Source organism: Streptomyces sp. NPDC053541 (genome assembly GCF_044544705.1).
Taxonomy (GTDB): domain Bacteria; phylum Actinomycetota; class Actinomycetes; order Streptomycetales; family Streptomycetaceae; genus Streptomyces.
On record NZ_JBITXM010000006.1, the window covers coordinates 277,353 to 302,233 of the forward strand.

Annotated in this window: 29 protein-coding genes; 5 read left to right on the forward strand and 24 right to left on the reverse strand. The window is 74.1% G+C overall.

The window, feature by feature from the left end:
- Positions 1–40: 40 nt before the first annotated feature.
- From lgt to hisI, 11 genes are all read right to left on the reverse strand, one after another.
- A complete protein-coding gene (gene lgt / locus ACIGW2_RS17690) occupies positions 41–1,045 on the reverse strand; it encodes a prolipoprotein diacylglyceryl transferase (protein ID WP_399844369.1) in 1,005 nt (334 codons plus the stop codon).
- 69 nt (positions 1,046–1,114) lie between these two features.
- Positions 1,115–1,945 (reverse strand): thioredoxin domain-containing protein, encoded by an 831-nt coding sequence (locus tag ACIGW2_RS17695; protein ID WP_356070235.1) that lies wholly within the window; start codon positions 1,943–1,945, stop codon positions 1,115–1,117.
- A 64-nt stretch (positions 1,946–2,009) separates the two neighbouring features.
- On the reverse strand, positions 2,010–2,828 hold the full coding sequence (gene trpA, locus ACIGW2_RS17700; protein WP_356070237.1) for a tryptophan synthase subunit alpha: 819 nt from the start codon (positions 2,826–2,828) through the stop codon (positions 2,010–2,012).
- Positions 2,825–4,108 carry a tryptophan synthase subunit beta gene (gene trpB, locus ACIGW2_RS17705; protein WP_361588254.1) on the reverse strand — a complete coding sequence of 428 codons (1,284 nt, stop codon included), beginning with the start codon at positions 4,106–4,108 and terminating at the stop codon, positions 2,825–2,827. Before trpB ends, trpA begins: the two co-directional genes overlap by 4 nt.
- Positions 4,109–4,556: 448 nt before the next feature.
- A complete protein-coding gene (gene trpM, locus ACIGW2_RS17710; RefSeq protein WP_361588256.1) occupies positions 4,557–4,799 on the reverse strand; it encodes a tryptophan biosynthesis modulator TrpM in 243 nt (80 codons plus the stop codon).
- 7 nt (positions 4,800–4,806) lie between these two features.
- Positions 4,807–5,616: an indole-3-glycerol phosphate synthase TrpC gene (gene trpC / locus ACIGW2_RS17715; RefSeq protein WP_399844372.1), complete on the reverse strand. Its 810-nt coding sequence runs from the start codon at positions 5,614–5,616 to the stop codon at positions 4,807–4,809.
- A 134-nt stretch (positions 5,617–5,750) separates the two neighbouring features.
- The gene (locus tag ACIGW2_RS17720; RefSeq protein WP_399844374.1) at positions 5,751–6,299 is read right to left on the reverse strand and encodes a DUF2752 domain-containing protein; all 549 of its coding nucleotides are present in this window, start codon (positions 6,297–6,299) and stop codon (positions 5,751–5,753) included.
- A gap of 86 nt (positions 6,300–6,385) precedes the next feature.
- Complete coding sequence (locus tag ACIGW2_RS17725) at positions 6,386–6,640, reverse strand: HGxxPAAW family protein (RefSeq protein ID WP_361588258.1); 255 nt, start codon at positions 6,638–6,640, stop codon at positions 6,386–6,388.
- A 113-nt stretch (positions 6,641–6,753) separates the two neighbouring features.
- Complete coding sequence (locus ACIGW2_RS17730; protein ID WP_392176166.1) at positions 6,754–7,410, reverse strand: TIGR02234 family membrane protein; 657 nt, start codon at positions 7,408–7,410, stop codon at positions 6,754–6,756.
- 25 nt (positions 7,411–7,435) lie between these two features.
- On the reverse strand, positions 7,436–8,962 hold the full coding sequence (locus ACIGW2_RS17735; RefSeq protein WP_399844377.1) for an anthranilate synthase component I: 1,527 nt from the start codon (positions 8,960–8,962) through the stop codon (positions 7,436–7,438).
- An 11-nt stretch (positions 8,963–8,973) separates the two neighbouring features.
- Complete coding sequence (hisI, locus tag ACIGW2_RS17740) at positions 8,974–9,342, reverse strand: phosphoribosyl-AMP cyclohydrolase (RefSeq protein ID WP_361588263.1); 369 nt, start codon at positions 9,340–9,342, stop codon at positions 8,974–8,976.
- 119 nt (positions 9,343–9,461) lie between these two features.
- Here hisI and ACIGW2_RS17745 point away from each other — a divergent pair, with 119 nt between their 5' ends.
- Positions 9,462–10,097 carry a TIGR03085 family metal-binding protein gene (locus ACIGW2_RS17745; RefSeq protein ID WP_361588264.1) on the forward strand — a complete coding sequence of 212 codons (636 nt, stop codon included), beginning with the start codon at positions 9,462–9,464 and terminating at the stop codon, positions 10,095–10,097.
- A 29-nt stretch (positions 10,098–10,126) separates the two neighbouring features.
- Here the strand turns inward: ACIGW2_RS17745 and ACIGW2_RS17750 are convergent, their stop codons facing one another.
- The 10 genes from ACIGW2_RS17750 to hisD all read right to left on the reverse strand — a co-directional run bounded on the left by ACIGW2_RS17750 (position 10,127) and on the right by hisD (position 17,854).
- On the reverse strand, positions 10,127–11,365 hold the full coding sequence (locus ACIGW2_RS17750) for an MFS transporter (protein ID WP_399844380.1): 1,239 nt from the start codon (positions 11,363–11,365) through the stop codon (positions 10,127–10,129).
- The gene (locus tag ACIGW2_RS17755; RefSeq protein WP_391655158.1) at positions 11,362–11,949 is read right to left on the reverse strand and encodes a helix-turn-helix domain-containing protein; all 588 of its coding nucleotides are present in this window, start codon (positions 11,947–11,949) and stop codon (positions 11,362–11,364) included. Before ACIGW2_RS17755 ends, ACIGW2_RS17750 begins: the two co-directional genes overlap by 4 nt.
- Before the next feature lie 152 nt (positions 11,950–12,101).
- Positions 12,102–12,857: an imidazole glycerol phosphate synthase subunit HisF gene (gene hisF, locus ACIGW2_RS17760; protein WP_361588270.1), complete on the reverse strand. Its 756-nt coding sequence runs from the start codon at positions 12,855–12,857 to the stop codon at positions 12,102–12,104.
- Positions 12,854–13,249: a RidA family protein gene (locus ACIGW2_RS17765; RefSeq protein ID WP_391655157.1), complete on the reverse strand. Its 396-nt coding sequence runs from the start codon at positions 13,247–13,249 to the stop codon at positions 12,854–12,856. Before ACIGW2_RS17765 ends, hisF begins: the two co-directional genes overlap by 4 nt.
- Complete coding sequence (priA, locus tag ACIGW2_RS17770; protein ID WP_356070317.1) at positions 13,246–13,977, reverse strand: bifunctional 1-(5-phosphoribosyl)-5-((5-phosphoribosylamino)methylideneamino)imidazole-4-carboxamide isomerase/phosphoribosylanthranilate isomerase PriA; 732 nt, start codon at positions 13,975–13,977, stop codon at positions 13,246–13,248. Before priA ends, ACIGW2_RS17765 begins: the two co-directional genes overlap by 4 nt.
- Positions 13,978–13,979: 2 nt before the next feature.
- Positions 13,980–14,627 (reverse strand): imidazole glycerol phosphate synthase subunit HisH, encoded by a 648-nt coding sequence (gene hisH / locus ACIGW2_RS17775; RefSeq protein WP_391655156.1) that lies wholly within the window; start codon positions 14,625–14,627, stop codon positions 13,980–13,982.
- The gene (locus tag ACIGW2_RS17780; RefSeq protein WP_356070270.1) at positions 14,624–14,788 is read right to left on the reverse strand and encodes a hypothetical protein; all 165 of its coding nucleotides are present in this window, start codon (positions 14,786–14,788) and stop codon (positions 14,624–14,626) included. The genes hisH and ACIGW2_RS17780 overlap by 4 nt, the downstream gene beginning before the upstream one ends.
- A 2-nt stretch (positions 14,789–14,790) precedes the next feature.
- Positions 14,791–15,384 carry an imidazoleglycerol-phosphate dehydratase HisB gene (gene hisB, locus ACIGW2_RS17785; protein ID WP_030492957.1) on the reverse strand — a complete coding sequence of 198 codons (594 nt, stop codon included), beginning with the start codon at positions 15,382–15,384 and terminating at the stop codon, positions 14,791–14,793.
- Complete coding sequence (locus ACIGW2_RS17790; RefSeq protein ID WP_391655155.1) at positions 15,381–16,514, reverse strand: histidinol-phosphate transaminase; 1,134 nt, start codon at positions 16,512–16,514, stop codon at positions 15,381–15,383. The genes hisB and ACIGW2_RS17790 overlap by 4 nt, the downstream gene beginning before the upstream one ends.
- Entirely contained in the window at positions 16,511–17,854 is a 1,344-nt protein-coding gene (hisD, locus tag ACIGW2_RS17795; RefSeq protein WP_392176159.1) for a histidinol dehydrogenase, read from the reverse strand. The genes ACIGW2_RS17790 and hisD overlap by 4 nt, the downstream gene beginning before the upstream one ends.
- Positions 17,855–18,047: 193 nt before the next feature.
- Between hisD and ACIGW2_RS17800 the strand changes: the two genes are divergently transcribed.
- From ACIGW2_RS17800 to ybaK, 4 genes are all read left to right on the forward strand, one after another.
- Positions 18,048–19,649: an oxidoreductase gene (locus ACIGW2_RS17800; protein WP_361588279.1), complete on the forward strand. Its 1,602-nt coding sequence runs from the start codon at positions 18,048–18,050 to the stop codon at positions 19,647–19,649.
- A gap of 211 nt (positions 19,650–19,860) precedes the next feature.
- Entirely contained in the window at positions 19,861–20,970 is a 1,110-nt protein-coding gene (locus ACIGW2_RS17805) for a hypothetical protein (RefSeq protein ID WP_391655153.1), read from the forward strand.
- Positions 20,971–20,975: 5 nt separating this feature from the next.
- A complete protein-coding gene (locus tag ACIGW2_RS17810) occupies positions 20,976–21,713 on the forward strand; it encodes an LON peptidase substrate-binding domain-containing protein (RefSeq protein ID WP_392176156.1) in 738 nt (245 codons plus the stop codon).
- Between the two features lie 52 nt (positions 21,714–21,765).
- Entirely contained in the window at positions 21,766–22,263 is a 498-nt protein-coding gene (ybaK, locus tag ACIGW2_RS17815) for a Cys-tRNA(Pro) deacylase (RefSeq protein ID WP_356070287.1), read from the forward strand.
- Positions 22,264–22,332: 69 nt separating this feature from the next.
- On the opposite strand, the gene ACIGW2_RS17820 is transcribed toward ybaK, so the two are convergent.
- The 3 genes from ACIGW2_RS17820 to ACIGW2_RS17830 all read right to left on the reverse strand — a co-directional run bounded on the left by ACIGW2_RS17820 (position 22,333) and on the right by ACIGW2_RS17830 (position 24,874).
- Positions 22,333–22,968, reverse strand: a complete 636-nt coding sequence (locus ACIGW2_RS17820) for a DUF2567 domain-containing protein (protein ID WP_399844385.1) — start codon at positions 22,966–22,968, stop codon at positions 22,333–22,335.
- Positions 22,969–23,034: 66 nt separating this feature from the next.
- Positions 23,035–23,862 (reverse strand): ABC transporter permease, encoded by an 828-nt coding sequence (locus tag ACIGW2_RS17825; RefSeq protein WP_399844387.1) that lies wholly within the window; start codon positions 23,860–23,862, stop codon positions 23,035–23,037.
- A 31-nt stretch (positions 23,863–23,893) separates the two neighbouring features.
- On the reverse strand, positions 23,894–24,874 hold the full coding sequence (locus ACIGW2_RS17830; RefSeq protein WP_391655150.1) for an ABC transporter ATP-binding protein: 981 nt from the start codon (positions 24,872–24,874) through the stop codon (positions 23,894–23,896).
- Between the last annotated feature and the right edge of the window lie 7 nt (positions 24,875–24,881).

Consider the following 24,881-nt stretch of genomic DNA (forward strand, 5'->3'; position numbering starts at 1 on the left):
CCCGGCGGCCCTCCGCCCCGTCCTGTGCGTGCCGTGCGGGTCAGCGCCCGCCGGCCCCGGCCCCGTTCCCGGCGCCGTCCTTGCGCTTCTCCCCGGCCTGGTCGGCGTCCTCGTCCGCGCCCGGCACCTTGTCCTCGGCGGCCCGGTCCCCGGCGGCCTCCGCCGGCTCGGCGTCCCGGTCCGTCGCGGCGTCCTCGGCACCCTCCGCGGGCTTCTCCCCCGCCTCGGCGGCCTTCCGCGGCTCCACGGTCTCCTCGCGGCCCGGGCGGACCTTCGCCGAGACGACCATGTACACGACGGCGAGCAGGAAGACGATGATCGCGGTCCACACGTTCAGCCGCAGGCCGAGGATGTGGTGCGCCTCGTCGACGCGCATGTACTCGATCCAGCCGCGGCCGGCGCAGTAGGCGGCGACGTACAGCGCGAAGGCGCGGCCGTGGCCCAGCTTGAAGCGGCGGTCGGCCCAGATGACCAGGAGCGCGACGCCGACGCACCACAGCGACTCGTAGAGGAAGGTCGGGTGGTAGAGGCCGGCCTCGCGGTTGGGGCCCGCGGTGATCTTCAGCGCCCACGGCAGGTCGGTCGGCCGGCCGTAGAGCTCCTGGTTGAACCAGTTGCCCCAGCGGCCGACGGCCTGGGCGAGGGCGATGCCGGGCGCGATGGCGTCCGCGTACGCCGGGAGCGGGATGCCGCGGCGGCGGCAGCCGATCCAGGCGCCGACGGCACCGAGCGCGATGGCGCCCCAGATGCCGAGGCCGCCCTCCCAGATCTTGAAGGCGTCGACCCAGTTCTCACCCTCGCTGAAGTACAGCTGGTAGTCGGTGATCACGTGGTAGAGGCGGCCGCCGACGAGGCCGAAGGGCACCGCCCAGACGGCGATGTCGGCCACCGTCCCGGCGGTGCCGCCGCGGGCGATCCAGCGCTTGTTGCCGAGCCAGACGGCGACGAAGACACCGATGATGATGCAGAAGGCATAGCCGCGCAGCGGGATCGGTCCGAGGTGGATCACGCCGGTCGACGGGCTGGGAATGTAGGCAAGGTCCATGGCAGGTCCGACGCTACCCTGCCGGGCGGGCCCCACGGCAGCCAGCCCGGCAACTTCTCCGTAACGCCGTCAGCGGGTGGGTGACCCGGCGGCCGGGGAGGCGGTGCCGGGCTTCTTGCCCTTGTTGGCCTCGGCGACCCACTTCTTCAGGTTCTCCGTGGAGATCTGTTCGCCGCCCTTCTGCGGGAAGATCGATTCTCCGTTGAGCAGCACCGACGGGGTGCCGTTGAACTCGCTCTTCTTGAAGGCGTCGTTCGACTTCTTCACCCAGCTGTCGTGCGTGCCGTCCTCGACGCAGGAGCGGAAGGCGGGGGTGTCGAGCCCGGGGACCTTCGCGGCGAGCTCGATCAGCTTGTCGTTCTTCGCGTAGGCGTCGTCGGTCTCCTGCGGCTGGTTGGTGTACAGCACGTCGTGGTACGCGGTGAACTTCCCCGCGTCCTGGGCGCAGGCGGCGGCGTTCGCGGCGCGCAGCGAGCCGCTGCCGCCGAGGTTGCCGTCGATGAGGGTGGCGAGGTGGTACTCGGCCTTGACCGCGCCGGCCGCCTCCAGCTCGTGGACGGTGTCCCGGAAGTACGTCTCGAACTGGGCGCACGCGGGGCAGCGGAAGTCCTCCCAGATCTGGAGGGTGGACGGGGCGTCCGGCCGGCCCTGCGGGATGGCGGGCTTCTCGCCGGTGATCGCCCCGGCCGGGTCGACGACCGGGCCGGCCTTGTCGGAGCTGTCCTTGCCCCCGCTGTTGGCGGCGATCACGCCGACGACCGCGGCAAGGCCGAGGACGCCGACCACCGCCGCCGACACGATGAGGACGCGCCGCTGCTTCTCCCGGGCCCTGTCGCGCTCGCGCTGCTGCTGAAGGCGCTCCCGCGCGCTCCGATTACCGTCACGGTTCTTCTCGCTCACGCCCACGAGAACGAACCGGGGAGGCACCCGCGTGCCTCCCCGGTGACGAATCCACCCGTATGGGTTACTTCCTGCGGCGGACGCCCTCGGCGAGTTCGGCCGCCAGTTCCCTTACGCCGGCGAGACCGGCCGCCTCGTCGCCGTCGGCGTCGAGGATCCGCTTGACGAAGGCGGAGCCGACGATGACGCCGTCGGCGAAGCCGGCGACCTCCTCGGCCTGGGCGGCGTTGGAGACGCCGAGGCCGACGCAGACCGGCAGCTCGGAGGTGGCCCGGGTGCGGCGGACCAGGTCGGCGGCCTGCTCGCCGACCGACTCGCGGGTGCCGGTGACGCCCATCAGCGAGGCGGCGTAGACGAAGCCGGAGCCGGCCGCGGTGATGGTGGCCAGCCGCTCGTCCTTGCTGCTGGGGGCGACGACGAAGACGGTGGCGAGACCGTGCTTCTCGGCGTGCTCGCGCCACAGGGCGGACTCCTGGACCGGCAGGTCGGGCAGGATGCAGCCCGCGCCGCCGGCCGCGGCGAGCTCGGAGGTGAAACGCTCGACGCCGTAGCGGTCGATCGGGTTCCAGTAGGTCATCACGAGGACCGGCTTGCCGGTGGCCTCGTACGCCTCCTTGACCGTGCGCATCACGTCGGCGATCTTCAGGCCGCCGCGCAGCGCGATGTCGTCGGCGGTCTGGATGACGGGGCCGTCGAGCACCGGGTCGCTGTGCGGCAGGCCGACCTCGACGACGTCGGCGCCGCCGTCGAAGGCCGCCTTGACCGCGGCGATGCCGCCGTCCACGGTCGGGAAGCCGGCCGGGAGGTACGCGATGAGCGCGGCCCGGTTCTCCGCCTTCGCCTTGGCGAGGGTGTCGCTCAGGAGCTGGATGGTGCCGGTCACTTCGCGTCCCCCTCGATCTCGGCGGTGTCGGCGGCGTCCGCGGCCACCTCGGCGTCGGTGTCGTACAGCCCGAAGTAGCGGGCGGCGGTGTCCATGTCCTTGTCGCCGCGGCCGGAGAGGTTGACGACGATCAGCCCCTCGGGGCCGAGCTCCCGGCCGAGCTCCAGCGCGCCGGCGAGGGCGTGCGCCGACTCGATGGCCGGGATGATGCCCTCGGTGCGGGACAGCAGGCGCAGCGCCTGCATGGCGGCGTCGTCGGTGACGGCCCGGTACTCACCGCGGCCGCTGTCCTTGAGGTAGGCGTGCTCGGGGCCGATGCCGGGGTAGTCGAGGCCGGCCGAGATCGAGTACGGCTCGGTGATCTGGCCCTCCTCGTCCTGGAGGACGTAGCTCCGGGAGCCGTGGAGGATGCCGGGCTCGCCGGCGGTCAGGGTCGCGGCGTGCTCGCCGGTCTCCACGCCGTGGCCGGCCGGCTCGCAGCCGACCAGGCGGACGGAGGCGTCCGGGATGAAGGCGTGGAAGAGGCCGATGGCGTTCGAGCCGCCGCCGACGCAGGCGACGGCCGCGTCGGGCAGGCGCCCGGTGCGCTCCAGGATCTGGCGGCGGGCCTCGACGCCGATGACCCGGTGGAAGTCGCGGACCATGGCGGGGAAGGGGTGCGGGCCGGCGACCGTGCCGAAGAGGTAGTGGGTGCGGTCCACGTTGGCGACCCAGTCGCGGAACGCCTCGTTGATGGCGTCCTTGAGGGTGCGGCTGCCGGACTTCACGGCCACGACCTCGGCGCCGAGCATCCGCATCCGGGCCACGTTGAGGGCCTGCCGCTGGGTGTCGACCTCGCCCATGTAGATGGTGCAGTCGAGGCCGAAGAGGGCGCAGGCGGTGGCGGTGGCGACGCCGTGCTGGCCGGCGCCGGTCTCCGCGATGACCCGGGTCTTGCCCATGCGCTTGGTGAGCAGGGCCTGGCCGAGCACGTTGTTGATCTTGTGCGAGCCGGTGTGGTTGAGGTCCTCGCGCTTGAGGAACACCCGGGCGCCGCCGGCGTGCTCGGCGAACCGCGGGACCTCGGTGAGGGCGCTGGGCCGGCCGGTGTAGTTGACCATGAGCTCGTTGAGCTCGCGGGCGAACTCGGGGTCGCTCTTGGCCTTGTCGTACTCGACGGCGACCTCGTCGACGGCGGCGACGAGGGCCTCGGGGATGAACTTGCCGCCGTAGGCACCGAAGTAGCCCTCGGCGGACGGGACCTGACCCTCCGGGTCGGGAATGAAGAACTCGCTGGACATGCGGTTGCTCCTCGCGGGGCGGGTGCCCCGGGATCACGTGTGGTCGATGGTCACGTTATGCGCGCGCCTGACTCCCGCCGCGCAGCCGGCCGGGCACGTCGCCCTGGCGGGACGCGGTGCCTCGCCGAGCCCGTTGCCGGCGGCCGCGCCACTCCGTGGCGGGCGCCGCCGTCCCGTTGTGGGCTGCCGCGCCATTCCGTTGTGGGCATTCGTTCCGCTGGGGCGGAACGGGTGGGCACAACGGACGGCGCCCCTTGCCGGGCCCAGGCATTCCGCGCCTGGACCCGCACCACGAGGGCGCCGCACCGGTGGTGCGGGCAGGTACGGGGAGCGGAGGCGCCCGCAAGGGCGCCGTCCCGTGTGCCCACCCGCCCCGCCCTGCGGGACGAATACCCACGACGGGAACGGATCGGGCGGGCGGCGCACCCGGCCGTACGGGGTGCGGGGGTCAGGAAGCGCGCGCGGGGCGCGGGCGCCATCGCATGCCGTTGACCTGGCCCGGCTCGTCGCCGATCACGTAGCGGACCCGGCGGCCGTGCACACGGCGGGCGGGCGCGCGGCAGCCGCGCGGGCGGCAGCCTCGGGCGAGCGGGGCGTGGCGGCGGTCGCTTCCGTCCGTGTGCACGTCGACCGCGCCCCGGGCGATGCGGCCCGGGACGTGCGGCGTGTCGTGGCGGAAGCGGACGCTCATGGCGGGGTCAGCCCCGCCCGTGGCGCAGCGCCGGGTGGGCGCCGGCGGCGACCAGGTCGGCGACGGCGGACTTCGGGTCTCGGCCGGTGACCAGGGACTCGCCGACCAGGACCGCGTCGGCGCCGGCGTTGGCGTACGCGATCAGGTCGTGCGGCCCGCGGACGCCGGACTCGGCGACCTTGACGATGCCGGCCGGGATCTCGGGCGCGACGCGCTCGAAGGTGGACCGGTCGACCTTGAGGGTCTTCAGGTTGCGCGCGTTGACGCCGATGACGCGGGCGCCGGCGTCGACGGCCCGCTCGACCTCCTCCTCGTCGTGCACCTCGACGAGCGGGGTGAGTCCGATGGACTCGGCGCGCTCGATGAGGGAGACCAGGGCCTCCTGCTCCAGGGCGGCGACGATGAGCAGCGCGAGGTCCGCGCCGTAGGCCCGGGCCTCCCAGAGCTGGTACGCGGTGACGATGAAGTCCTTGCGCAGGACCGGGATGTCGACGCGGGCGCGCACGGCCTCCAGGTCGGCCAGCGAGCCGCCGAAGCGGCGCTGCTCGGTGAGGACGGAGATGACGGCGGCGCCACCCGCCTCGTAGTCGGCGGCCAGTCCGGCCGGGTCGGCGATGGCGGCGAGCGCGCCCTTGGACGGGCTGGAGCGCTTGACCTCGCAGATCACCTTGACGCCGTCGCCGCGCAGGGCGGCGACTCCGTCCTTGGCCTGCGGCGCCTTGGCGGCGCGCTCCTTGAGCTCGTCGAGGGAGACCCGCGCCTGCCGCTCTGCGAGGTCGGCGCGCACGCCGTCGATGATCTCGTCGAGCACACTCACGCGAGAGGCCCCCTTCCGGGATTCGATGAACACGGTTCAGCCAGGTCGATGGTATCCGCAGGTGGGCCGCTGACTCGCATCGGTTGACGACACGTCCCAACTGCTGGGACTTCGCGGGGGCGCCCGGCGGGTCCTCAGGGGGCGAGCGCGGCGCCGAACGGCAGGTTCCGGACCAGCGTGAACGCGGTGAGGACGGCCCCGACGCCCCACCACCAGGCCGGGGCGACGGCGAGTCGCATCGGCAGTCCGCGGACGGCGCGAACCAGCCAGAGGACCATCACGACGGCGAAGATCCCGTAGCCGAGGACGGCGAGCGCGTTGGCGCCGAGGGCGGTGGCGAGGTCGCCGTGGACGAAGGCGTGGGCGCTGCGCAGTCCGCCGCAGCCGGGGCAGTAGAGGCCGGCGAAGCGCAGCAGCGGGCAGACGGGGTAGTGGCCGGGTTCGTTGGGGTCGACGGTGCCGACGTACGCGAAGGCGGCGGCGACCCCGGCGAGGGTGCCGAGCGGGGCCAGGAGGCGCCGGGCGAGCGGCCGGGGCGCCGGGGGCGGTCCGGCGGGCCCGTAGGCCGCGTACGGGCCGTGGGGGGCGTACGGGGCCGGGAGGGGCACGGCGTGGCCGGGGTGCGGCGCGCTCGCTGCTGCGGTGTGCGGGGGCGTCGGGGCCGGGCTCGGGTTCGGGTCCACCCGCAGATTCTCGCCCGTACGGCGCGAAGGCGCAGCCCCGCGTCGGGGGGCTGCGCCTTCGGGGTGAACCGGGGTGCGGCGGAGGGTCAGGCCTTGCCGAGGGCGGCCCGGGTGGCGGCCTCGCGGGCGGCCACGACGTCGTCCGAAGCCTTCGGCATGCCCATGCCGGCGAGCTTCATGGCGCCGCCGACGACACCGCCGAGGAGGATGACACCGACACCGGCCCAGAAGCCCGGCACGTTGGCGGCCACCATGAAGACGCCGGCGATGCAGAAGCCGATGAAGGAGATGATGACACCGGTCCAGGCGGCCGGGGTGTGTCCGTGGGCGCTGCCCGCCATGAGTTGCTCCTCGTTGGTGTTGCTCGGTGGTGACGCCTCATTCTTCCGCACACGCGGGCGCCGTGATGCATCGGGGTGCCCGAACGATCACGCGTCGCGGTCACCGTACCGGGTCAGCCGCCGTGCGTCGGGTCCTCGCCGCGGTCCAGGGCCTTCCAGAGGTCCTCGGGGCGGTCGGGGTCGACGCGGGCGGGGCGGCGGGCGGCGCGGGGCGCGCCGGAGCGCTCGTAGCGGCCGCCCATGGCGGGCCAGGCCTTGCCGAAGCGCAGCGCGAAGAGCCCGGCGGCCAGGATGAGGACGGCGCCGGCGGCGGTGACGTACGGCCAGACGGTGTGGCTGAGGCCGTTCACGGCGGCGGCCGTGTTGCCGGTGATCCGGGCGGCCTCGGCGTCCAGGGCGGCGCTGTCGGAGGCGCCGAGGACGGCGGCGAGGGCCGCGCCGGCGCCGCTCAGGGCGAGCAGCGCGGCGACCATGGTGCGGCCGGTGCGGCGGACCGCGAAGACGGCGACGAGGGCGGCGAGGCCGACGATCGCGAGCGCGGTCGGGACGCCGGTGACGGTGCCGCCGTCGGCCTCGACGGGGACGGTTCCGCCGCCGACCGACGCGGTGCCCTCGGCCCAGATCTGGCCGGCGGAGAGCAGTACGACGGTGGCTCCGAGGGCGCCGAGCAGCAGGGCGGCGGCCAGGCCGCGGCGGGCGCCGGAGGGGGCGGCGCCGCCCGTTCGGGCGGCTCGGGGCTGGGGTACGGGTACAGCACTCACGTACCCCACTATCCCCTACCGGCTCGCCGTTCGTTCATCCGGTCGTGTGCATCCGGTTCGCCGTGTGGACGGCGCGGAGCACCGCGGCGGCCTTGTTGCGGCACTCGTTGTCCTCGGCGACCGGGTCGGAGTCGGCGACGACGCCGGCTCCGGCCTGCACGTAGGCCGTGCCGTCGCGCAGCAGCGCGGTGCGGATGGCGATGGCGGTGTCGGAGTCGCCGGCGAAGTCGAGGTAGCCGACGCAGCCGCCGTACAGGCCGCGGCGGGCGGGCTCCAGCTCCTCGATGATCTGCATGGCGCGCGGCTTGGGCGCCCCGGAGAGGGTGCCGGCCGGGAAGCAGGCGGTGAGGACGTCGAAGGCGGTGCGGCCCTCGGCGACCCTGCCGGTGACGGTGGACACGATGTGCATGACGTGCGAGTAGCGCTCGATGGACATGAAGTCGACCACCTCGACGGAGCCCGGTTCGCAGACCCGGCCGAGGTCGTTGCGGCCGAGGTCGACGAGCATCAGGTGCTCGGCGCGCTCCTTGGGGTCGGCGAGCAGCTCCTCGGCGAGCTCGTTGTCCTCCTGCGGGGTGGCGCCGCGGTGCCGGGTGCCGGCGATCGGGTGCAGCATCGCCCGCCCGTCCTCGACCTTGACCAGGGCCTCGGGCGAGGAGCCGACGACGTCGAAGCCGTTCTCGAAGCGGAAGAGGTACATGTACGGGGACGGGTTGGTGGCCCGCAGCACCCGGTAGACGTCGAGCGCGGAGGCGGTGCAGGGGGTCTCGAAGCGCTGCGAGGGCACGACCTGGAAGGCCTCGCCTGCCCGGATGCGCTCCTTGATGTCCTCGACGGCGTCCTGGTAGGCCGGGCCGCCCCACTGGGCGGTGTACGCGGGCAGCTCCGAGGCGGGCAGGGCGGCCGGGGTGGTCGCGACGGGGCGGGCCAGGTCGGCCTCCATCGCGTCGAGCCGGGCCACGGCGTGCGCGTACGCCTCGTCGACGCCGGTCTCCAGGTCGTTGTGGTTGATCGCGTTGGCGATCAGGAGCACGGTGCCGTCCCAGTGGTCGAGGACGGCGAGGTCGCTGGTGAGCAGCATGGTCAGCTCGGGCAGCCTCAGGTCGTCCCGGCCGTGCTCGCCGATGCGCTCCAGGCGGCGCACGATGTCGTAGCCGAGGTAGCCGACCATGCCGCCGGTGAAGGGCGGCATGCCGGAGGCGAGGTCGCGCGTGGGGGTACCTCCCATGCCGCCAGGCATAGGGGGAGTGTGCAGGGTCTCGACGGTGGCGCGCAGCGCGGCGAGCGGGTCGCCGTCCACGGGGACGCCGACGGGCGGGGTGCCGAGCCAGTGGGCCTCGCCGTCCTGCACCGTCAGCGTGGCGTCGCTGCGGACCCCGATGAAGGAGTAGCGGGACCAGGAGCGCCCGTTCTCCGCGGATTCGAGGAGGAAGGTGCCGGGGCGTTCGGCGGCGAGCTTGCGGTAGAGCCCGACCGGGGTGTCGCCGTCCGCGAGGAGCCGGCGGCTGACGGGGATGACGCGGCGGTCGGCCGCCAGCTTGCGGAAGGTCTCGAGATCCATGGCGCCAGACCCTACTCGGCCGCGAGCAGCACGTCGGTGTCGAAACAGGTACGGGTCCCGGTGTGGCAGGCGGCGCCCACCTGGTCGACCTTGACGAGGATGGTGTCGGCGTCGCAGTCGAGGGCGACGGCCTTGACGTGCTGGACGTGCCCGGAGGTGTCGCCCTTGACCCAGTACTCCTGGCGGCTGCGGGACCAGTAGGTGGCGCGGCCGGTGGTGAGGGTGCGGTGCAGCGCCTCGTCGTCCATCCAGCCGAGCATGAGCACCTCGCCGGTGTCGTGCTGCTGGGCGATGGCGGGCACGAGCCCGTCGGCGCTGCGCTTGAGGCGGGCGGCGACGGCGGGGTCGAGGTCGCTGGGGGTCCGGGGCGTGCTGCTCATGGGCCCATTGTGCCGCGACCGGGGGTGGTGACCGGGGGACGTCCACTGGGCGGGACGACGGGTCCGGTCGGCGGGCATCCGCTGGGCGGGGCCGCCGCCCCGGCCGTACGCTGGCGCCCATGTCGACCCATGCCAAGCGTGAACGTCTTCTGCTCGCCGACCTGTTGGAGGCGGCCGGTCCGGACGCGCCGACGCTCTGCGAAGGGTGGCGGACCCGGGATCTGGCGGCGCACGTGGTGGTGCGCGAGCGCCGGCCGGACGCCGCGGCCGGCACGCTGGTCCCGCTGCTCAGGGACCGGCTGGAGCGGGTGCAGGCGGAGTTCGCCGAGAAGCCGTACGAGGAGCTGATCGGGCTCATCCGTACGGGTCCGCCGCGGATGTCGCCGTTCACGATCAAGCAGGTCGACGAGGGCGCGAACGTGGTGGAGTTCTACGTGCACGCCGAGGACGTGCGCCGGGCGCAGCCGGACTGGTCGCCGCGCGAGCTGGACCCGGTGTTCGCGGACGCGCTGTGGTCGCGCCTGGAGAAGTCGGCGCGGCTGCTGGGCCGGAAGGTGCCGGTGGGCCTGGTGCTGCGCCGCCCGAACGGGCAGACGGTGGTGGCGCACCGCGGGACCCCGGTGGTGACGGTGTCCGGGGAGCCGGGCGAGCTGACCATGTACCTGTTCGGGCGGCAGGACGCGGCGAAGGTGGCCATGGAGGGCGACCAGGCGGCGGTGGAGCGGCTGCGGGAGACGAAGCAGCTGGGGATCTGAGCCACCGGCGGGGCGGCTCGGGATCCGGGCTACGAGCGGGGCAGCTCGGCCGTGCGCAGGGCCGGGACGAGCAGGGCGTAGACCCCGCTCAGGGCGCAGACGCCGGCGCTGACGGCGAAGACCGGGCCGGCACCCCAGAGGCCGATGGCGGCGCCGGTGAGCGGGAAGGTCAGCGGGGCGAGGCCGAGCGAGCAGAGGCTGGACACGGCCGAGACCCGGCCGAGGTACGCGGGGTCGCACTCGGTCTGCAGGAGGGCGTTGCACAGCGCGCCGGAGAGTCCGGCGAGCAGGCCGACGGAGAGGGCGACGCCGACGGCGGCGGGCAGCAGGGGGACGTGGGCGAGGGCGCCGATGGACAGCGCGCCGAGCACCATGGTCCAGCCGCTGACGGCGCCGGCGCGCGGGACGCGCCCGCACACGGTCAGGAGCAGGGAGGCGGCGCCGGCGCCCGCGCCGAATCCGAAGAGGATCCAGCCGATGCCGGAGGCGCCCCAGCCGCGCTGCTGGGCGAGGAGGGCGAGGCCGACGTTGAGCGGGCCGACGAAGCCGAGGTCGGCGAGCAGCACGACGATCATCAGCGGGCCGAGGACCCGGTGGCGGCGGAGGTAGCGCAGTCCGTCGGCGAGGTCGCGCAGGGCGGTGCCGTCCGTCCGCTCCTCGGTGGGCAGCGGGCGGAGCTTCAGCGCGCACAGCAGCGGCAGGGAGAGCGCGAAGAGCACGCCGGCGACGGTGAAGGCGGTGGCGGAGCCGCCGAGGGCGACGGCGAGGCCGCCGAGCGGGGAGCCGAGGACGGCGCCCATGCGGTACGCGAGGCCGCGCATGCCCTGGACGCGGGCGAGCTGGTCGCGGTCGGCGATCCGGGGCGGCAGGGCGCCCACGGCGGGCAGGAAGAGGGCGTCGACGGTGCCGAAGACGACGGCGACGGCGGCGAGCACCCACAGCCCGGGCAAGGAGAGGAAGAGGATCGCGGCGAGGCCGAGGGCGGACAGGCAGCGCACGGTGTCGGAGGCGATGACGACCCGGCGCGGTCCGAGCCGGTCGGCGAGCACTCCGCCGACGAGCATCAGCAGGGCGCGGGGCACGGCGGCGACGGTCATGACGAGGCCGGCCTGGGCGGGGCTGCCGCTGCTGACGGCGGCCCAGGAGAGGGCCAGGTAGTAGACGCTGTCGCCGAGGGTGGAGGCGGTGTAGGCGCCGAGCCAGCGCAGGACCTGGGGGCTGCGGGCGGCGGGTCGGGAGGTGGGCTCGGCCACCGTGGCGGCGGTCACGGGCGGTAGGGGAAGCCGTGGACGTGGACGGCGACGTTCTCGCGGCCCTCGGTGTCGCCGGCGGCCTCGGCGGCGCGGGCGGCCTGGTCGTACTTCCTGATGACGGCCTCCAGCTCCCGGCCCAGGGCGTCGAGTTCGCCGGCGGTGAGCCGGGGCAGCCACTCGGAGCTGATCGAGGCGGAGCGCCACTCCTCGGACCAGGTGAGGCGCTCGTCGAGGAAGCGGGCGTGCAGGGCCGCGCGCTGCTCGGTGACGGTACGGCCGAAGGCGGCGCTGGCGGCGGCGAGTTCGGGGGCGTCCTTGAGGTCCTCCTCGTGGATGCTGAAGCCGTACGAGCTGGGCTGCCACCAGCGTTCGCGGCCGTCGGCGGACTGGGGCTCGGCCTCCTCGACGAGGCCGCCGGCGGCGAGCTTGCGCAGGTGGTAGCTGACCAGGGACACGGCCTCGTCGACCTGCTCGGCGAGCTGGGAGGCGGTGGCGGTGCGGGCGACGAAGAGGGCCCGGTAGAGGCGCATCCGCAGCGGGTGCGAGATGGCCTTGAGGGTGCCGAGGTCGGTGATCCGGCGGGTCTCGGAGGAGGTCATGCCCACGACCATAGATACGAAAGAAAAGTTGCGCAACAGAAGTTGCACAAATTTTCCTGCACTTCTCGGGAGGGGCTCCCGGACGGGGCCGGGAACGGCCCGGAAAGGAAGAAGGGCCCCCGCGGGGGCCCTTCGACAAACGGAACGGGGTCTCAGCGGACCTCGTGGCCCGTCTCCCTCAGCGTCTGCTTGACCTCCGAGATCCGCAGGTCGCCGAAGTGGAACACGGAGGCGGCCAGCACCGCGTCCGCGCCCGCGTCGATCGCCGGCGGGAAGTGCGCAAGCTTCCCGGCGCCGCCGGAGGCGATCACCGGCACGGTCACGTGCTTGCGCACGGCCGCGATCATCTCGGTGTCGTAGCCGTCCTTGGTGCCGTCGGCGTCCATCGAGTTGAGCAGGATCTCCCCCGCGCCCAGCTCCGCGGCCCGGTGCGCCCACTCGACGGCGTCGATGCCGGTGCCCTTGCGGCCGCCGTGCGTCGTCACCTCGAAGGAGCCGGTGGCGGTGCGGCGGGCGTCCACGGACAGGACGAGCACCTGGCGGCCGAAGCGCTCGGCGATCTCCTGGATCAGCTCGGGGCGGGCGATGGCGGCCGTGTTCACGCCCACCTTGTCGGCCCCGGCGCGCAGCAGCCGGTCGACGTCCTCCGCCGAGCGCACGCCGCCGCCCACGGTGAGCGGGATGAAGACCTGCTCGGCGGTGCGGCGCACCACGTCGTAGGTGGTCTCGCGGTTGCCGGAGGAGGCGGTGATGTCGAGGAAGGTCAGCTCGTCGGCGCCCTCGGCGTCGTACAGCTTGGCCATCTCGACGGGATCGCCGGCGTCCCGCAGGTTCTGGAAGTTGACGCCCTTGACGACCCGGCCGTTGTCCACGTCCAGGCAGGGGATCACACGTACGGCGAGACTCATGACGACGCTCCTCGGTATGCCTCCAGCTCGACCTCGACCAGGATGCGCGGGTCGACGAAGCCCGCCACGACCATCAGGGTGGTCACCGGGCGCACCTCGCCGAAGACCTCCTGGTGGGCGCGGCCGACCGCGTCGATGTCCCGGGCGTGGGTGAGCAGCATCCGGGTCCGGATCACCGACTCGGGGCCGAGCCCGAACTCGGCGATCGCCTCCAGGGCGGTCCCGAAGGCCGCCCGGGCCTGCTGGTAGGGGTCGCCCTCGCCGTGCAGCACCGAGCCCTTGAAGGAGGTGGTGCCGCCGACGACGACCCGGTCGCCGGCGGCGACGGCGCGCGCGAAGCCGAAGGCGTCCTCCCAGGGGCTGCCGCTCTTCACCCGCTCGATGCCGGTCATGCGGCGGCCACCGCCTCCAGGGCCTCTTCGAGGGTGAAGGCCTTCGCGTAGAGCGCCTTGCCCACGATGGCGCCCTCGACGCCCAGCGGGACGAGGCCGGCCAGGGCCCGCAGGTCGTCCAGGGAGGAGACGCCGCCGGAGGCGACGACGGGCTTGTCGGTGGCGGCGCAGACGTTCCTCAGGAGCTCCAGGTTGGGGCCCTGCAGGGTGCCGTCCTTGGCGATGTCGGTGACGACGTAGCGGGAGCAGCCCTCGGAGTCGAGGCGGGCGAGCGTCTCGTAGAGGTCGCCGCCGTCGCGGGTCCAGCCGCGGCCCTTGAGGGTGGTGCCGCGCACGTCGAGGCCGACGGCGATCTTGTCGCCGTGCTCGGCGATGACCTTGGCGACCCACTCGGGGGTCTCCAGGGCGGCGGTGCCGAGGTTGACCCGGGTGCAGCCGGTGGCGAGGGCGGCGGCCAGCGAGGCGTCGTCGCGGATGCCGCCGGACAGCTCGACCTTGATGTCCATGGCCTCGGTGACCTGGCGGACCAGGTCCCGGTTGTCACCGGTGCCGAAGGCGGCGTCCAGGTCGACCAGGTGGAGCCACTCGGCGCCGGCCCGCTGCCAGGCGAGGGCGGCCTCCAGCGGGGAGCCGTAGGAGGTCTCGGTGCCGGACTCGCCGTGGACGAGGCGGACGGCCTGGCCGTCGCGGACGTCGACGGCGGGGAGGAGTTCGAGCACAGACGGCACAGTCACAGGGTTCCGATCCAATTGGTGAGGAGCTGGGCGCCGGCGTCGCCGGACTTCTCGGGGTGGAACTGGGTGGCCCACAGGGCACCGTTCTCGACGGCGGCCACGAAGGGCTCGCCGTGGGTGGCCCAGGTGACCTTGGGGGCCCGGAGGTTCGGGTTGCCGATCTCCAGGGTCCAGTCGCGCACCGCGTAGGAGTGGACGAAGTAGAAGCGGGCGTCGGCGTCCAGGCCGGCGAAGAGCTCGCTGCCCTCGGGGGCGTCCACGGTGTTCCAGCCCATGTGGGGGACGACCGGGGCGTTCAGCGGCTCGACCGTGCCGGGCCACTCGTCGAGGCCCTCGGTCTCGACGCCGTGCTCGATGCCGCGGGCGAAGAGGATCTGCATACCGACGCAGATGCCCATCACCGGGCGTCCGCCGGACAGCCGGCGGCCGACGATCCAGTCGCCGCGGGCCTCCTTGAGGCCCTGCATGCAGGCGGAGAAGGCGCCGACGCCGGGCACGAGGAGCCCGTCGGCGTTCATCGCCCTGTCGTAGTCGCGGGTGATCTCGACGTCCGCGCCGACCCGGGCGAGCGCGCGCTCGGCGGAGCGCACGTTGCCGAAGCCGTAGTCGAAGACGACGACCTTCTTGGAACCGTTCGCACTCATGACCACACGTCCAGCCGCAGTACGCCGGCGGCCAGGCACATGGCCGCGCCGAGGGAGAGCAGCACGATGAGGCCCTTGGGCATCTGCTGCTTGACGAAGGAGTAGATGCCGCCGAGCAGGAAGAGCCCGACGACGATCAGGATGGTGGAGAGGCCGTTCACGGTCAGAGGGCGCCCTTCGTCGAGGGAAGGATGCCGGCCGCGCGCGGGTCGCGCTCGGAGGCGTAGCGCAGGGCGCGGGCGAGGGCCTTGAACTGGCACTCGACGATGTGGTGCGCGTTGCGCCCGTACGGCACGTGCACGTGCAGGGCGATCTGCGCCTGGGCCACGAAGGACTCCAGGATGTGCCGGGTCATCGTGGTGTCGTAGGAGCCGATCATCGGCGCCATGTTCTCCGGCTCGGTGTGCACCAGGTAGGGACGGCCGGAGAGGTCGACGGTGACCTGGGCGAGCGACTCGTCCAGCGGGACGGTGCAGTTGCCGAAGCGGTAGATGCCGACCTTGTCGCCGAGGGCCTGCTTGAAGGCGGCGCCCAGCGCGAGGGCGGTGTCCTCGATGGTGTGGTGCGAGTCGATGTGGAGGTCGCCGTCGGTCTTCACGGTCAGGTCGAACAGACCGTGCCGGCCGAGCTGGTCGAGCATGTGGTCGTAGAAGCCGACCCCGGTCGACACGTCGACCTTTCCGGTGCCGTCGAGGTCGATCTCGACGACGACGGAGGTCTCCTTGGTGGTGCGCTCAACGCGGCCTACGCGGCTCATGCGTCCTGCTCCTTCTTCAGCTCACGAACCGCGTCGAGGAACGCGTCGTTCTCTTCGGGGGTGCCGGCGGTGACCCGCAGCCGGCCCGGTACGCCGTTGTCCCGGACCAGGACGCCCCGGTCGAGGATCTTCCGCCAGGCCTCGTGGGAGCCCTCGGCTCCGTCGAAGCGCCCGAACTGGACGAAGTTGGCGTCGGAGTCGGTGACCTCGTAGCCGAGCGCGCGCAGCTCGGTGACCAGGCGGTCGCGCTCGGCCTTGAGCTGCTCGACGTAGCCGAGGAGGGTGTCGGTGTGCTCCAGGGCGGCGAGGGCGGTGGCCTGGGTGACGGCCGAGAGGTGGTACGGCAGTCTCACCAGCTGGACGGCGTCGACCACGGCGGGGTGCGCGGCGAGATAGCCCAGGCGCAGTCCGGCGGCGCCGAAGGCCTTGGACATGGTCCGGGAGATCACCAGGTGCGGGCGGCCCTCGATGAGGGGCAGCAGCGAGTCCCGGTGGCTGAACTCCACGTACGCCTCGTCGACGACCACCAGCGAGGGCTTGGCGGCCTGGGCGGCCTCGTAGAGGGCGAGGACCGTCTCGGCCCCGACGGCGGTGCCGGTGGGGTTGTTGGGCGAGGTGACGAAGACGACGTCCGGCGCGTTCTCGGCGATGGCCTGCTCGGCCGCCTCGACGTCGATCGTGAAGTCCTCGTTGCGCGGACCGGAGATCCAGCCGGTGCCGGTGCCGCGGGCGATCAGGGCGTGCATCGAGTACGAGGGCTCGAAGCCGATCGCGGTGCGGCCCGGGCCGCCGAAGGTCTGGAGCAGCTGCTGGAGCACCTCGTTGGAGCCGTTGGCGGCCCACACGTTCTCCAGGGAGACCGGGTGCTTGCCGGTACGGGTGAGGTAGCGGGCCAGCTCGGTGCGCAGCTCGACGGCGTCGCGGTCGGGGTAGCGGTTGAGGCCGCGGGCGGCCTCGGCGACCCGCTCCGCGATCCGGGCCACCAGGGGCTCGGGCAGCGGGTACGGGTTCTCGTTGGTGTTCAGCTGGACGGGCACGTCGAGCTGGGGCGCGCCGTAGGGCGACTTGCCCTTCAGCTCGTCGCGGATCGGCAGGTCGTCGATCCCGATGGTGTCGTTCTTGTCGCTCACTTGCTCTCGGGCACCTTCCAGCCGAACCTCGCCTTGATCGCCGCGCCGTGCGCGGGCAGGTCCTCCGCCTCGGCGAGGGTGACCACGTGGTGGGCGACCTCGGCGAGGGCGTCGCGCGTGTAGTCCACGATGTGGACGCCGCGGAGGAAGGACTGCACGGACAGGCCGGACGAGTGGCAGGCGCAGCCGCCGGTGGGCAGCACGTGGTTGGAACCGGCGGCGTAGTCGCCGAGCGAGACCGGCGCCCAGGGGCCGACGAAGATCGCGCCCGCGTTGCGGACCCGGTCGGCGAGGGCGGCGGCGTCGGCGGTCTGGATCTCCAGGTGCTCGGCGCCGTAGGCGTCGACGACCTTGAGGCCCTCGTCGAGGCCGTCCACGAGGACGATCGCGGACTGCTTGCCGGCCAGCGCCGGGACGATCCGGTCGTCCACGTGCTTGGAGGCGGCGACCTGGGTCTTCAGCTCGGCCTCGGTGGCCTCGGCGAGCTCCTCGGAGTCGGTGACGAGGACGGAGGCGGCCATCGGGTCGTGCTCGGCCTGGCTGATCAGGTCGGCGGCCACGTGCACCGGGTCGGCGGTGGCGTCCGCGAGGATCGCGATCTCGGTGGGGCCGGCCTCGGCGTCGATGCCGATGCGGCCCTTGAGGAGGCGCTTGGCGGCGGCCACGTAGATGTTGCCGGGGCCGGTGACCAGGTTGACCGGGGCGCAGCCGGGCTCGTCGGCGGTGCCCTCGGTGCCGTACGCGAACATGGCGACGGCCTGGGCGCCGCCGGCCGCGTAGACCTCGTCCACGCCGAGCAGGGCGCAGGCGGCGAGGATCGTCGGGTGCGGCAGTCCGCCGAACTCACGCTGCGGGGGCGAGGCGACGGCCAGGCCCTCCACGCCGGCCTCCTGGGCCGGGACGACGTTCATCACGACGGAGGACGGGTAGACCGAGCGGCCGCCCGGCACGTACAGGCCGACGCGCTCGACCGGGATCCACTTCTCGGTGACCGTGCCGCCGGGCACGACCTGGGTGGTGTGGTTCGTGCGCCGCTGGTCGCGGTGGACCAGGCGGGCGCGCCGGATGGACTCCTCCAGGGCCGCGCGGACGGCCGGGTCGAGCTCGTCGAGGGCGCGGGCGAGCGCCTCGGCGGGCACGCGCAGGGCCGGAACGCGGACGCCGTCGAATTTCTCCCCGTAGTCGATCACCGCGGCCGCGCCATGATGCCGGACGTCCTCGCAGATCGGCCGCACCTTCTCCAGAGCGGCTTCCACGTCGAACTCGGCACGGGGCAGCAGGTCGCGCAGGGCGGAACCCTCGGGGAGGGCCTCACCGCGCAGATCGATTCGAGAGATCACGGGTCAATTCTCTCAGACGGCCCACAGGGCCGGTCTTCCGTATCACTGGCTGATACGAACCACTCTGACGTCTGATACGCACCACTGGCGTCTTGTCGCCACTCCTGACCGTTAGCGTTCAGTCCGTCACGCACCGGGAAGAACGGCTGTACGAATCCGGGGAAGCGGAATCGTGGAAAGCGAGGGGGCGGCAGTGACCGAGCCGCGCGAGGACGACGGGATGCCGGAGGGCCTGACCCGGCCCGAGCGGGTCATGTGGAGGGCGTTCCGGGTGGGTGCGATGTGCGATCTGAGGGAGGGGGTCCCCGAGCGGGACGATCCGTTCGCGGCGCGGCGGGTGTGGGGCGCGGAGCGCTGCGTGCGGGCGGAGGTGGTGCAGCTGCTGCTGCTCGACGGGCCGCCGGCGGTGTCCGGGCGGGTCGCGGCGCTGAAGCTGCGCGGGGCGCGGATCACCGGGGTGCTGAATCTGGCCGGCGGCACGATAGGGCCGTACGTGGAGCTGAACGGCTGCCGCTTCGACGGGGAGGTGGTGCTGCCGGAGGCGCACTTCGGCACGCTGCGGATGGTCGAGTGCGCGATACCCCGCCTGGAGGCGGCCCGACTGCACACGGCGGGCGACCTGCACCTGCCGCGCTGCCGGGTGGAGCGGGGCATCCGGCTGACGGACGCGCAGATCGGCACGGACCTGCTGATCAACCAGATCCGGGTGTGGCCGGACCGGCGCGGCCGGGCGATCACGGCGGACGGCATGGTGGTGGCCCAGGACCTCCAGGCCGAGCTGATCGAGACGCACGGGGAGCTGAGCCTGCGCGGCGCGAAGGTCGGGGTGTCGCTGAGCCTGCGGGGCAGCGTGCTGCGCGGCGCGCAGCAGCGCCGCGCGCTGAACGCGCCGCAGCTGACCGTCGAGCGCACCCTCTATCTGAACGCGGCGTGGGTCTACGACTCCTCGGGGCAGGCGACGGCCACCCCGCCCTACGGGGTGACGCCGGCCCAGGGCGCCCGGCGCAAGCCGCTGGAGTGCCACGGCGGGGTGCGGCTCGACGACGGGCGCTTCGGCGACTCCCTGGACCTGCACTACGCCCGCTTCGTGCTCGACGGCTCGCGCCGCGAGGAGCTGTCGCTGCGCCGGATCGTCACCCCGGAGCTGCGCTTCAACGGGGAGCGGCCCGAGGAGGGCCGGGTGGTGCTCAACGGGGCGAAGGTGGTGACGCTGATCGACCTGTCCAGCAGCTGGCCGGGCCCCGGCGGCCTCGCGATGGGCGGTTTCGTCTACGAGAACCTCGTGCCGTACGGGCACTTCCCGCTGGCCCGGCGCCTGGAGTGGGTCGCGGCGGCCACCCCGGAGTACGCGCCGGAGCCGTACGAGCGCCTGGCGACGGTGCTGCGCAACAGCGGGGAGGACGCCGACGCGCGCGAGGTGCTGCTCGCCAAGCAGCGGAGGCGCCGGGAGACGCTGCCGGTGGCCGGGAAGCTGTGGGGCTGGGTGCAGGACCTGACCGTGGCCTACGGCTACCGGCCGGGGCGGGCGGCGCTGTGGATGGCGGTGCTGTGGGCGGCGGGCGCCTTCGTGTTCTCCCGGCACGAGCCCGAGCCGCTGAAGCCGGGCGAGGCCCCGCACTGGAACGCCTCGCTCTACGCCCTGGACCTGCTGCTCCCGGTGATCGACCTGGGGCAGGTGGGCTACTGGCGCCTGGAGGGCTTCTGGCAGTGGGCGTCGACGGCGCTGGTGCTGCTCGGCTGGGTGCTCGCGACGACGGTCGCGGCGGGGGCATCACGGCTGCTGCGCCGGGGCTGAGACCGGCCGGGGAGGGCCGGGGCGGGCCGGGGCGGGCTGCGGGCGGATCGGGAGGGGCCGGGCAGGGGTCGCCGGGCGGCGCGGAAGGGGGTCGCCCGGACACCGTTCCACCCCTTTCTTTACGCTGTCTTGACCCCTGTCGGTACAACCTTCCCGCCGCTACGAAAGCTTCACAGTCCGCCACTGGCGCGGCTCTCACCTGCGGTTTTCAATGTTTCGCACGATGTCACTGCTCCGCGCCCTGATCGGCACCTCCCGTCTGGTCCGGCACACCCCGCGGCTCCTCGCCGCGCTCCCGCCGGACGACGACGTGCTGCTCGACCCGCCGGACAGCCGACTGGCGCCGGCCCTGGTGGCCGCGGCGCTCGACGACCCCGAGCCGGCCGCCAAACTGCTCGCCACCACCCGGGACGCCGCCGAGTGGGAGGACCGGGACCGCTACGCGATCCGGCTGAGCACCTTCGCGTACCGCAGGGACGGCTGGCTGGAGCACTGGCTCGCGACCGCGCCGGGGGACCCGGACGCCCTCCTCGTGAAGGCACAGCTGGCGGTCCGCCGGGCCTGGGAGTCACCCGCCCGGGCCGAGCGGCTGGCCGAGGTCGGCCCGCTGATCGAGGCGGCGGCCGCGGCGGCGCCCGAGGACCCGGTGCCGTGGCGGCTCGCCCTGGACCACGCGCGCGGCACCCACGCCTCCCCCGCCGTCTTCGAGACCCTGTGGGAGCAGGCGGTCCGCCGCGCACCGCACCACTACGGCAGCCACGTCGCCGCGCTCACCTATCTGTCGGCCCAGTGCTGCGGGCTGCGCGGGGAGACCCCGCGCACGCCGCACGCCGCGCACCACGAGTGCTTCGACTTCGCCGAGCAGGCCGCCGAGGACGCGCTGCCCGGCTCGCTGGTGCAGGCGCTGCCGGTGCGGGCGGCCTTCGAGCAGCTGGTCGCCGGGCCGCGCGCCGGGCACCCGGTGTGCGGGGACCGGATCGACGCGGCGGCCGACCGGGCGCTCGCCCTGTCGGCCCGCCATCCGGCCGGTCACCTGTGGCCGGGCGAGGTGCGCAACCTGCTCGTGTACGTGCTGGCGGCCCGGGGCCGCTGGCCGGAGGCGCTGGCCGAGTTCGGCCGGATCGGGCCGCACGCCAGCACCTTCCCCTGGTCGCTGACGGCCGAGGACCCGCTGCGCGGCTTCCTGGACGCGCGGTCCCGGGCCGTCCGCGAAGTGGCCCGGCGCACCCCGCTGCGGGCCGCCCGGCCGGAGCCGTACCCGGCGGGGTGGGGCGAAGCGGACGGGGACGGCCGGGCCGGGCCGTCCGGCCATTACGCTTGACCGCTGTGACCACCGCCCGTCTGCCCCTCTTCCCGCTGAACACGGTGCTGTTCCCGGGTCTCGTGCTGCCGCTGAACGTCTTCGAGGAGCGGTACCGCGCGCTGATGCGCGCGCTGCTTGCCACGGACGAGTCCGAGCCGCGGCGCTTCGCCGTCGTGGCGATCCGGGACGGCCGTGAGGTCGCGCCGACCGCTCCCGGCATGCCGGACCAGACGGCGCTGCCGGAGAAGGGCCCGGCCGCCGGCTTCGGCCCGGACCCGATCCAGGCCTTCCACCGGGTCGGCTGCGTGGCCGACGCGGCGTCGATCCGGCAGCGCGCGGACGGCGGCTACGAGGTGATGGTCACCGGCACCGTCCGGGTGAAGCTGCTGTCGGTCGACGCGAGCGGACCGTTCCTGACCGCCGAGACCGAGGAGATCCCGGAGGAGCGGGGCGAGGAGGCCGAGGCGCTCGCCGAGAGCGTGCTGCGCGCCTTCCGCAGCTATCAGAAGCGGCTCGCCGGGGCCCGCGAGCGCTCGCTGACCACCAGCGAGCTGCCCGACGACCCGTCGGTGGTGTCGTACCTGGTCGCGGCGGCGGCCGTGCTCGACATCCCGGCCAAGCAGCGGCTGCTCCAGGCGCCGGACACGGCGACCCGGCTGCGCGAGGAGCTGGCGCTGCTGCGCGCGGAGACGGCGGTGCTGCGCCATCTGCCCTCGCTGCCGGCAGTGGACCTCACCCGCGCGCCGACCAGCCCGAACTGACCGGCCCGGACCGGGCCCGTACCGAACCAGACTGTCGCGAGGAGAGCCCTCCGTGGCGAAGAAGCAGAAGAAGAACAGCGGCGGGACCCCGGCGACGGTGGCCCTGACCGCGGCCGGCACGGCGTACACCCTGCACGCCTACGAGCACGACCCGGCCGTCGCGAGCTACGGCGAGGAGGCCGCGGTGGCCCTCGGCGTCTCCCCCGACCGGGTGTTCAAGACCCTGGTCGCGGACGTGGACGGGGAGCTGACGGTCGCCGTCGTCCCGGTGGCCGGGCAGCTCGACCTCAAGGCGCTCGCGGCGGCCGTCGGCGGCAAGCGGGCGGCGATGGCGGACCCGGCGGCGGCCGAGCGCACCACCGGCTACGTCCGCGGCGGCATCTCGCCGCTCGGGCAGCGCAAGCGGCTGCGCACGGTCCTGGACGACTCGGCCGCCGCGCACGAGACGATCTGCGTCTCGGCCGGGCGGCGCGGTCTGGAGGTCGAGCTGGCCCCGGCGGACCTGGCGGCCCTCACCGCCGCGGTGCTCGCCCCGATCGGCCGCGGCTGAGCCGTCCCGTACCCCTGACGCGCGGAAGGGCCCGATCCGGTGGATCGGGCCCCTTCCCTTCACGTGGGGCTACGGGGTGGTGGTCTTCGGCTCCGGCGGCCACGGGCCGTCCTCCGGCTCCGGGTCGCGCGGGCCGAACAGGGCGGTCAGCGCGAGGTGGACGACCATCGCGGCGATCGGCCAGGCCAGCATCGCGGCGGCCCACATGTCGAGCTGCAGCGGGGCATCGAAGGTGACGTCCGGGCCGACCGCCTTGGCGTGCGCGACCACGTTCCGCTCCGGGCCGAGCCAGACGCCGACGCCCCAGCCGAGCAGCGAGCCCAGCACGCCGCCGGTGGCGAGCCCGAGGACCAGGGCGATCCCGCCGTGCCGGTGGACCAGGAAGACGAGCAGCGCGGCGAGCGCGCCGAAGCCCAGGGCGAGCAGGACGAACGTTCCGTCCGAGCCGATCGCCGCCTCCCCCTCGCTGTCCTTGAGGAAGACCGCCTTGCCGTCCGAGAACAGCTGGATCCGGGGCGCGAGCCACAGCCACAGCAGCCCGAGCAGTGCTCCGGCCACCACGGACGCGGCGACCACCACGGCGGACTGCCGCAGCTCGGCGGCCGTGCCGGGGGCGCCGTCGGACCCGGGCGGCTCCGGCAGCGGCTCGGGCCGGTGGTGATCGTGCGGCGAGGGCTGGTGCGGCGGAGTCAGAGGTGCGGTCACCACGCCATCGTGCCAGGTGTCCCTGTGCGCCGCCTCAGCGGACCGGAGGAAGCGGGCCGCGCCGGGTCAGCGCACCGCGGCCCTGCGGTAGGCCCAGGTCGCCACGGCCAGCGAGACCACGCCGACCGCCCCGCACACCGCCAGGTCCAGGCCGACCGCGGTCCAGTCCGGACGCGCGTCGAAGGTACGGGCCAGGGCCTCCACGCCGTACGTGGAGGGCAGCAGGTCACGGGCCCAGCCGACCGGTCCGGGCAGCCGGTCCGCGGGCAGCACGCCGAGCAGCAGCGCGGCGGACATGCCGAGCTGGCCGAGCAGCGTGGCGAGCTCCTGGCGGGGCGCGAGCAGGCCGAGCGCGGCGCCGAGCCCGGAGAGCGCGGCCCCGGCGAGCGGCACCACCGCCGCCAGGATCCACAGGTGCCCGAGCGGCAGCCCGAAGAGCACCGAGCCGGCCACCGCGGTGACCACGGTGCCGGGCACGGTGAAGGAGGCGTACGCGCCGGCCGCGCCGAGCACGACGGCCGCGGGCGGCACGGGCAGCGTGGCGTAGTGGTCGAGCCCGCCGCCGGCCCGCAGCTGCCCGAAGTACTGGGCGAGCAGATTGAGCGCCACGAAGGCGACCACGAGCACGGCGGAGCCGGCCACCACGGCGCGGGCCTCCGCGCCGCCGTCGACCACTCCGCGCATCAGGACCATGATCCCGACGGACTGGAAGGTCGCCACGAACAGCAGCGGGATCCGGGCCACCCGGGCCCGGCTGAGCTGCGCCCGGTAGACGGCGCCGAGCGCGGGCAGCAGCCGGGCGCGCGGCGCGAGCGGGGCCGCGGCGGGCTCCGCTTCGCGGGCCGGGGCGACCGGGGCGGTGCCCGTCAGGGCCTCCGCGGGCAGGGTGCTCAACTCGTCCAGCTCCTGAGGTCTTCTCGCTGACTCACGCCTTCACCAGCCCCCGGGTCTCGCCGCCGAGCGCCAGGTACACGTCCTCCAGGCTCGGCGTCGCCAGGGTGAAGTCGTCCAGGGCGGCGAAGGCGGCGCCGCCGGTGACGGCGGCGACCGCCGCCCGGGCCTCGTCCGGGGCGAGCCGGAGCACCCAGCGGCGCCCGGACTCCTGGGCCGAGGTGCGCAGCGCGGCGACCTCGGGGACGTCGAGGGGCGGGCGCTCGCGCCAGACCAGCTCGACCCGGACCTCGCCGGCGACGCGTTCCTTGAGCCCGGCGGGGGTGTCGCAGGCGATGACCCGGCCGCGGTCGATCACGGCGACCCGGTCGAGGACGGTCTCGGCCTCGATGACGTTGTGGGTGACGAGCAGCACGGTGGTGCCGTGCTCGGCGCGCCGCCGGTCGACGGCGGCCCAGACGGCACGGCGGGCGACCGGGTCCATGCCGGTGGTGGGCTCGTCGAGGACGAGCACGGGCCGCTCGCCGACGAGGGCGGCGGCGAAGCAGGCGAGCCGGCGCTGCCCGCCGGACAGCTTCTTCAGGGGGCGGCCGGCGATCTCGTCGAGGCCGAGCTCGCCGAGGACGGCGTCGCGCTCGGCGCGGGCCGCGGCGGCGCCGAGGCCGCGCAGCCGGCCGGTGGTCTCGGCGGCGAGGGCGACGGTGAGCTCGTCGAGGGCGGTGGACTCCTGGCCGAGGTAGGCGAGGAGGCGGGCGGCCCGTTCGGGGTGGCGGACCAGGTCGTGGCCGAGCATCCGCACGGTGCCGGAGTCGGGGCGCATGAGGCCGGTGAGCTGGCGCACCAGGGTGGACTTGCCGGCGCCGTTGGGGCCGAGCAGACCGAAGATCTCGCCGCCGCGCACATCGAGGCTGATCCCGTCGGTGGCCCGTACCTCGGGGGTCGCGGGGGCTCCGCGTCTGCCGCGTGTGGCGGGGTACGTCTTGACCAGGTCCCGCACCACGCACACCGTACTCACGAGGGAT

What these genes read in the sequence shown, in the direction of transcription:
- hisH (WP_391655156.1), bottom strand. Translation starts at nt 14,627, where the DNA reads ATGAGTGCGAACGGTTCCAAGAAGGTCGTCGTCTTCGACTACGGCTTC.
- ACIGW2_RS17725 (WP_361588258.1), bottom strand. Translation starts at nt 6,640, where the DNA reads ATGGCGGGCAGCGCCCACGGACACACCCCGGCCGCCTGGACCGGTGTC.
- ACIGW2_RS17745 (WP_361588264.1), top strand. Translation starts at nt 9,462, where the DNA reads ATGTCGACCCATGCCAAGCGTGAACGTCTTCTGCTCGCCGACCTGTTG.
- ACIGW2_RS17755 (WP_391655158.1), bottom strand. Translation starts at nt 11,949, where the DNA reads ATGACCTCCTCCGAGACCCGCCGGATCACCGACCTCGGCACCCTCAAG.
- trpM (WP_361588256.1), bottom strand. Translation starts at nt 4,799, where the DNA reads ATGAGCGTCCGCTTCCGCCACGACACGCCGCACGTCCCGGGCCGCATC.
- trpB (WP_361588254.1), bottom strand. Translation starts at nt 4,108, where the DNA reads ATGTCCAGCGAGTTCTTCATTCCCGACCCGGAGGGTCAGGTCCCGTCC.
- ACIGW2_RS17805 (WP_391655153.1), top strand. Translation starts at nt 19,861, where the DNA reads ATGTTTCGCACGATGTCACTGCTCCGCGCCCTGATCGGCACCTCCCGT.
- hisF (WP_361588270.1), bottom strand. Translation starts at nt 12,857, where the DNA reads ATGAGTCTCGCCGTACGTGTGATCCCCTGCCTGGACGTGGACAACGGC.
- ACIGW2_RS17765 (WP_391655157.1), bottom strand. Translation starts at nt 13,249, where the DNA reads ATGACCGGCATCGAGCGGGTGAAGAGCGGCAGCCCCTGGGAGGACGCC.
- hisB (WP_030492957.1), bottom strand. Translation starts at nt 15,384, where the DNA reads ATGAGCCGCGTAGGCCGCGTTGAGCGCACCACCAAGGAGACCTCCGTC.
- hisI (WP_361588263.1), bottom strand. Translation starts at nt 9,342, where the DNA reads ATGAGCAGCACGCCCCGGACCCCCAGCGACCTCGACCCCGCCGTCGCC.
- ACIGW2_RS17735 (WP_399844377.1), bottom strand. Translation starts at nt 8,962, where the DNA reads ATGGATCTCGAGACCTTCCGCAAGCTGGCGGCCGACCGCCGCGTCATC.
- lgt (WP_399844369.1), bottom strand. Translation starts at nt 1,045, where the DNA reads ATGGACCTTGCCTACATTCCCAGCCCGTCGACCGGCGTGATCCACCTC.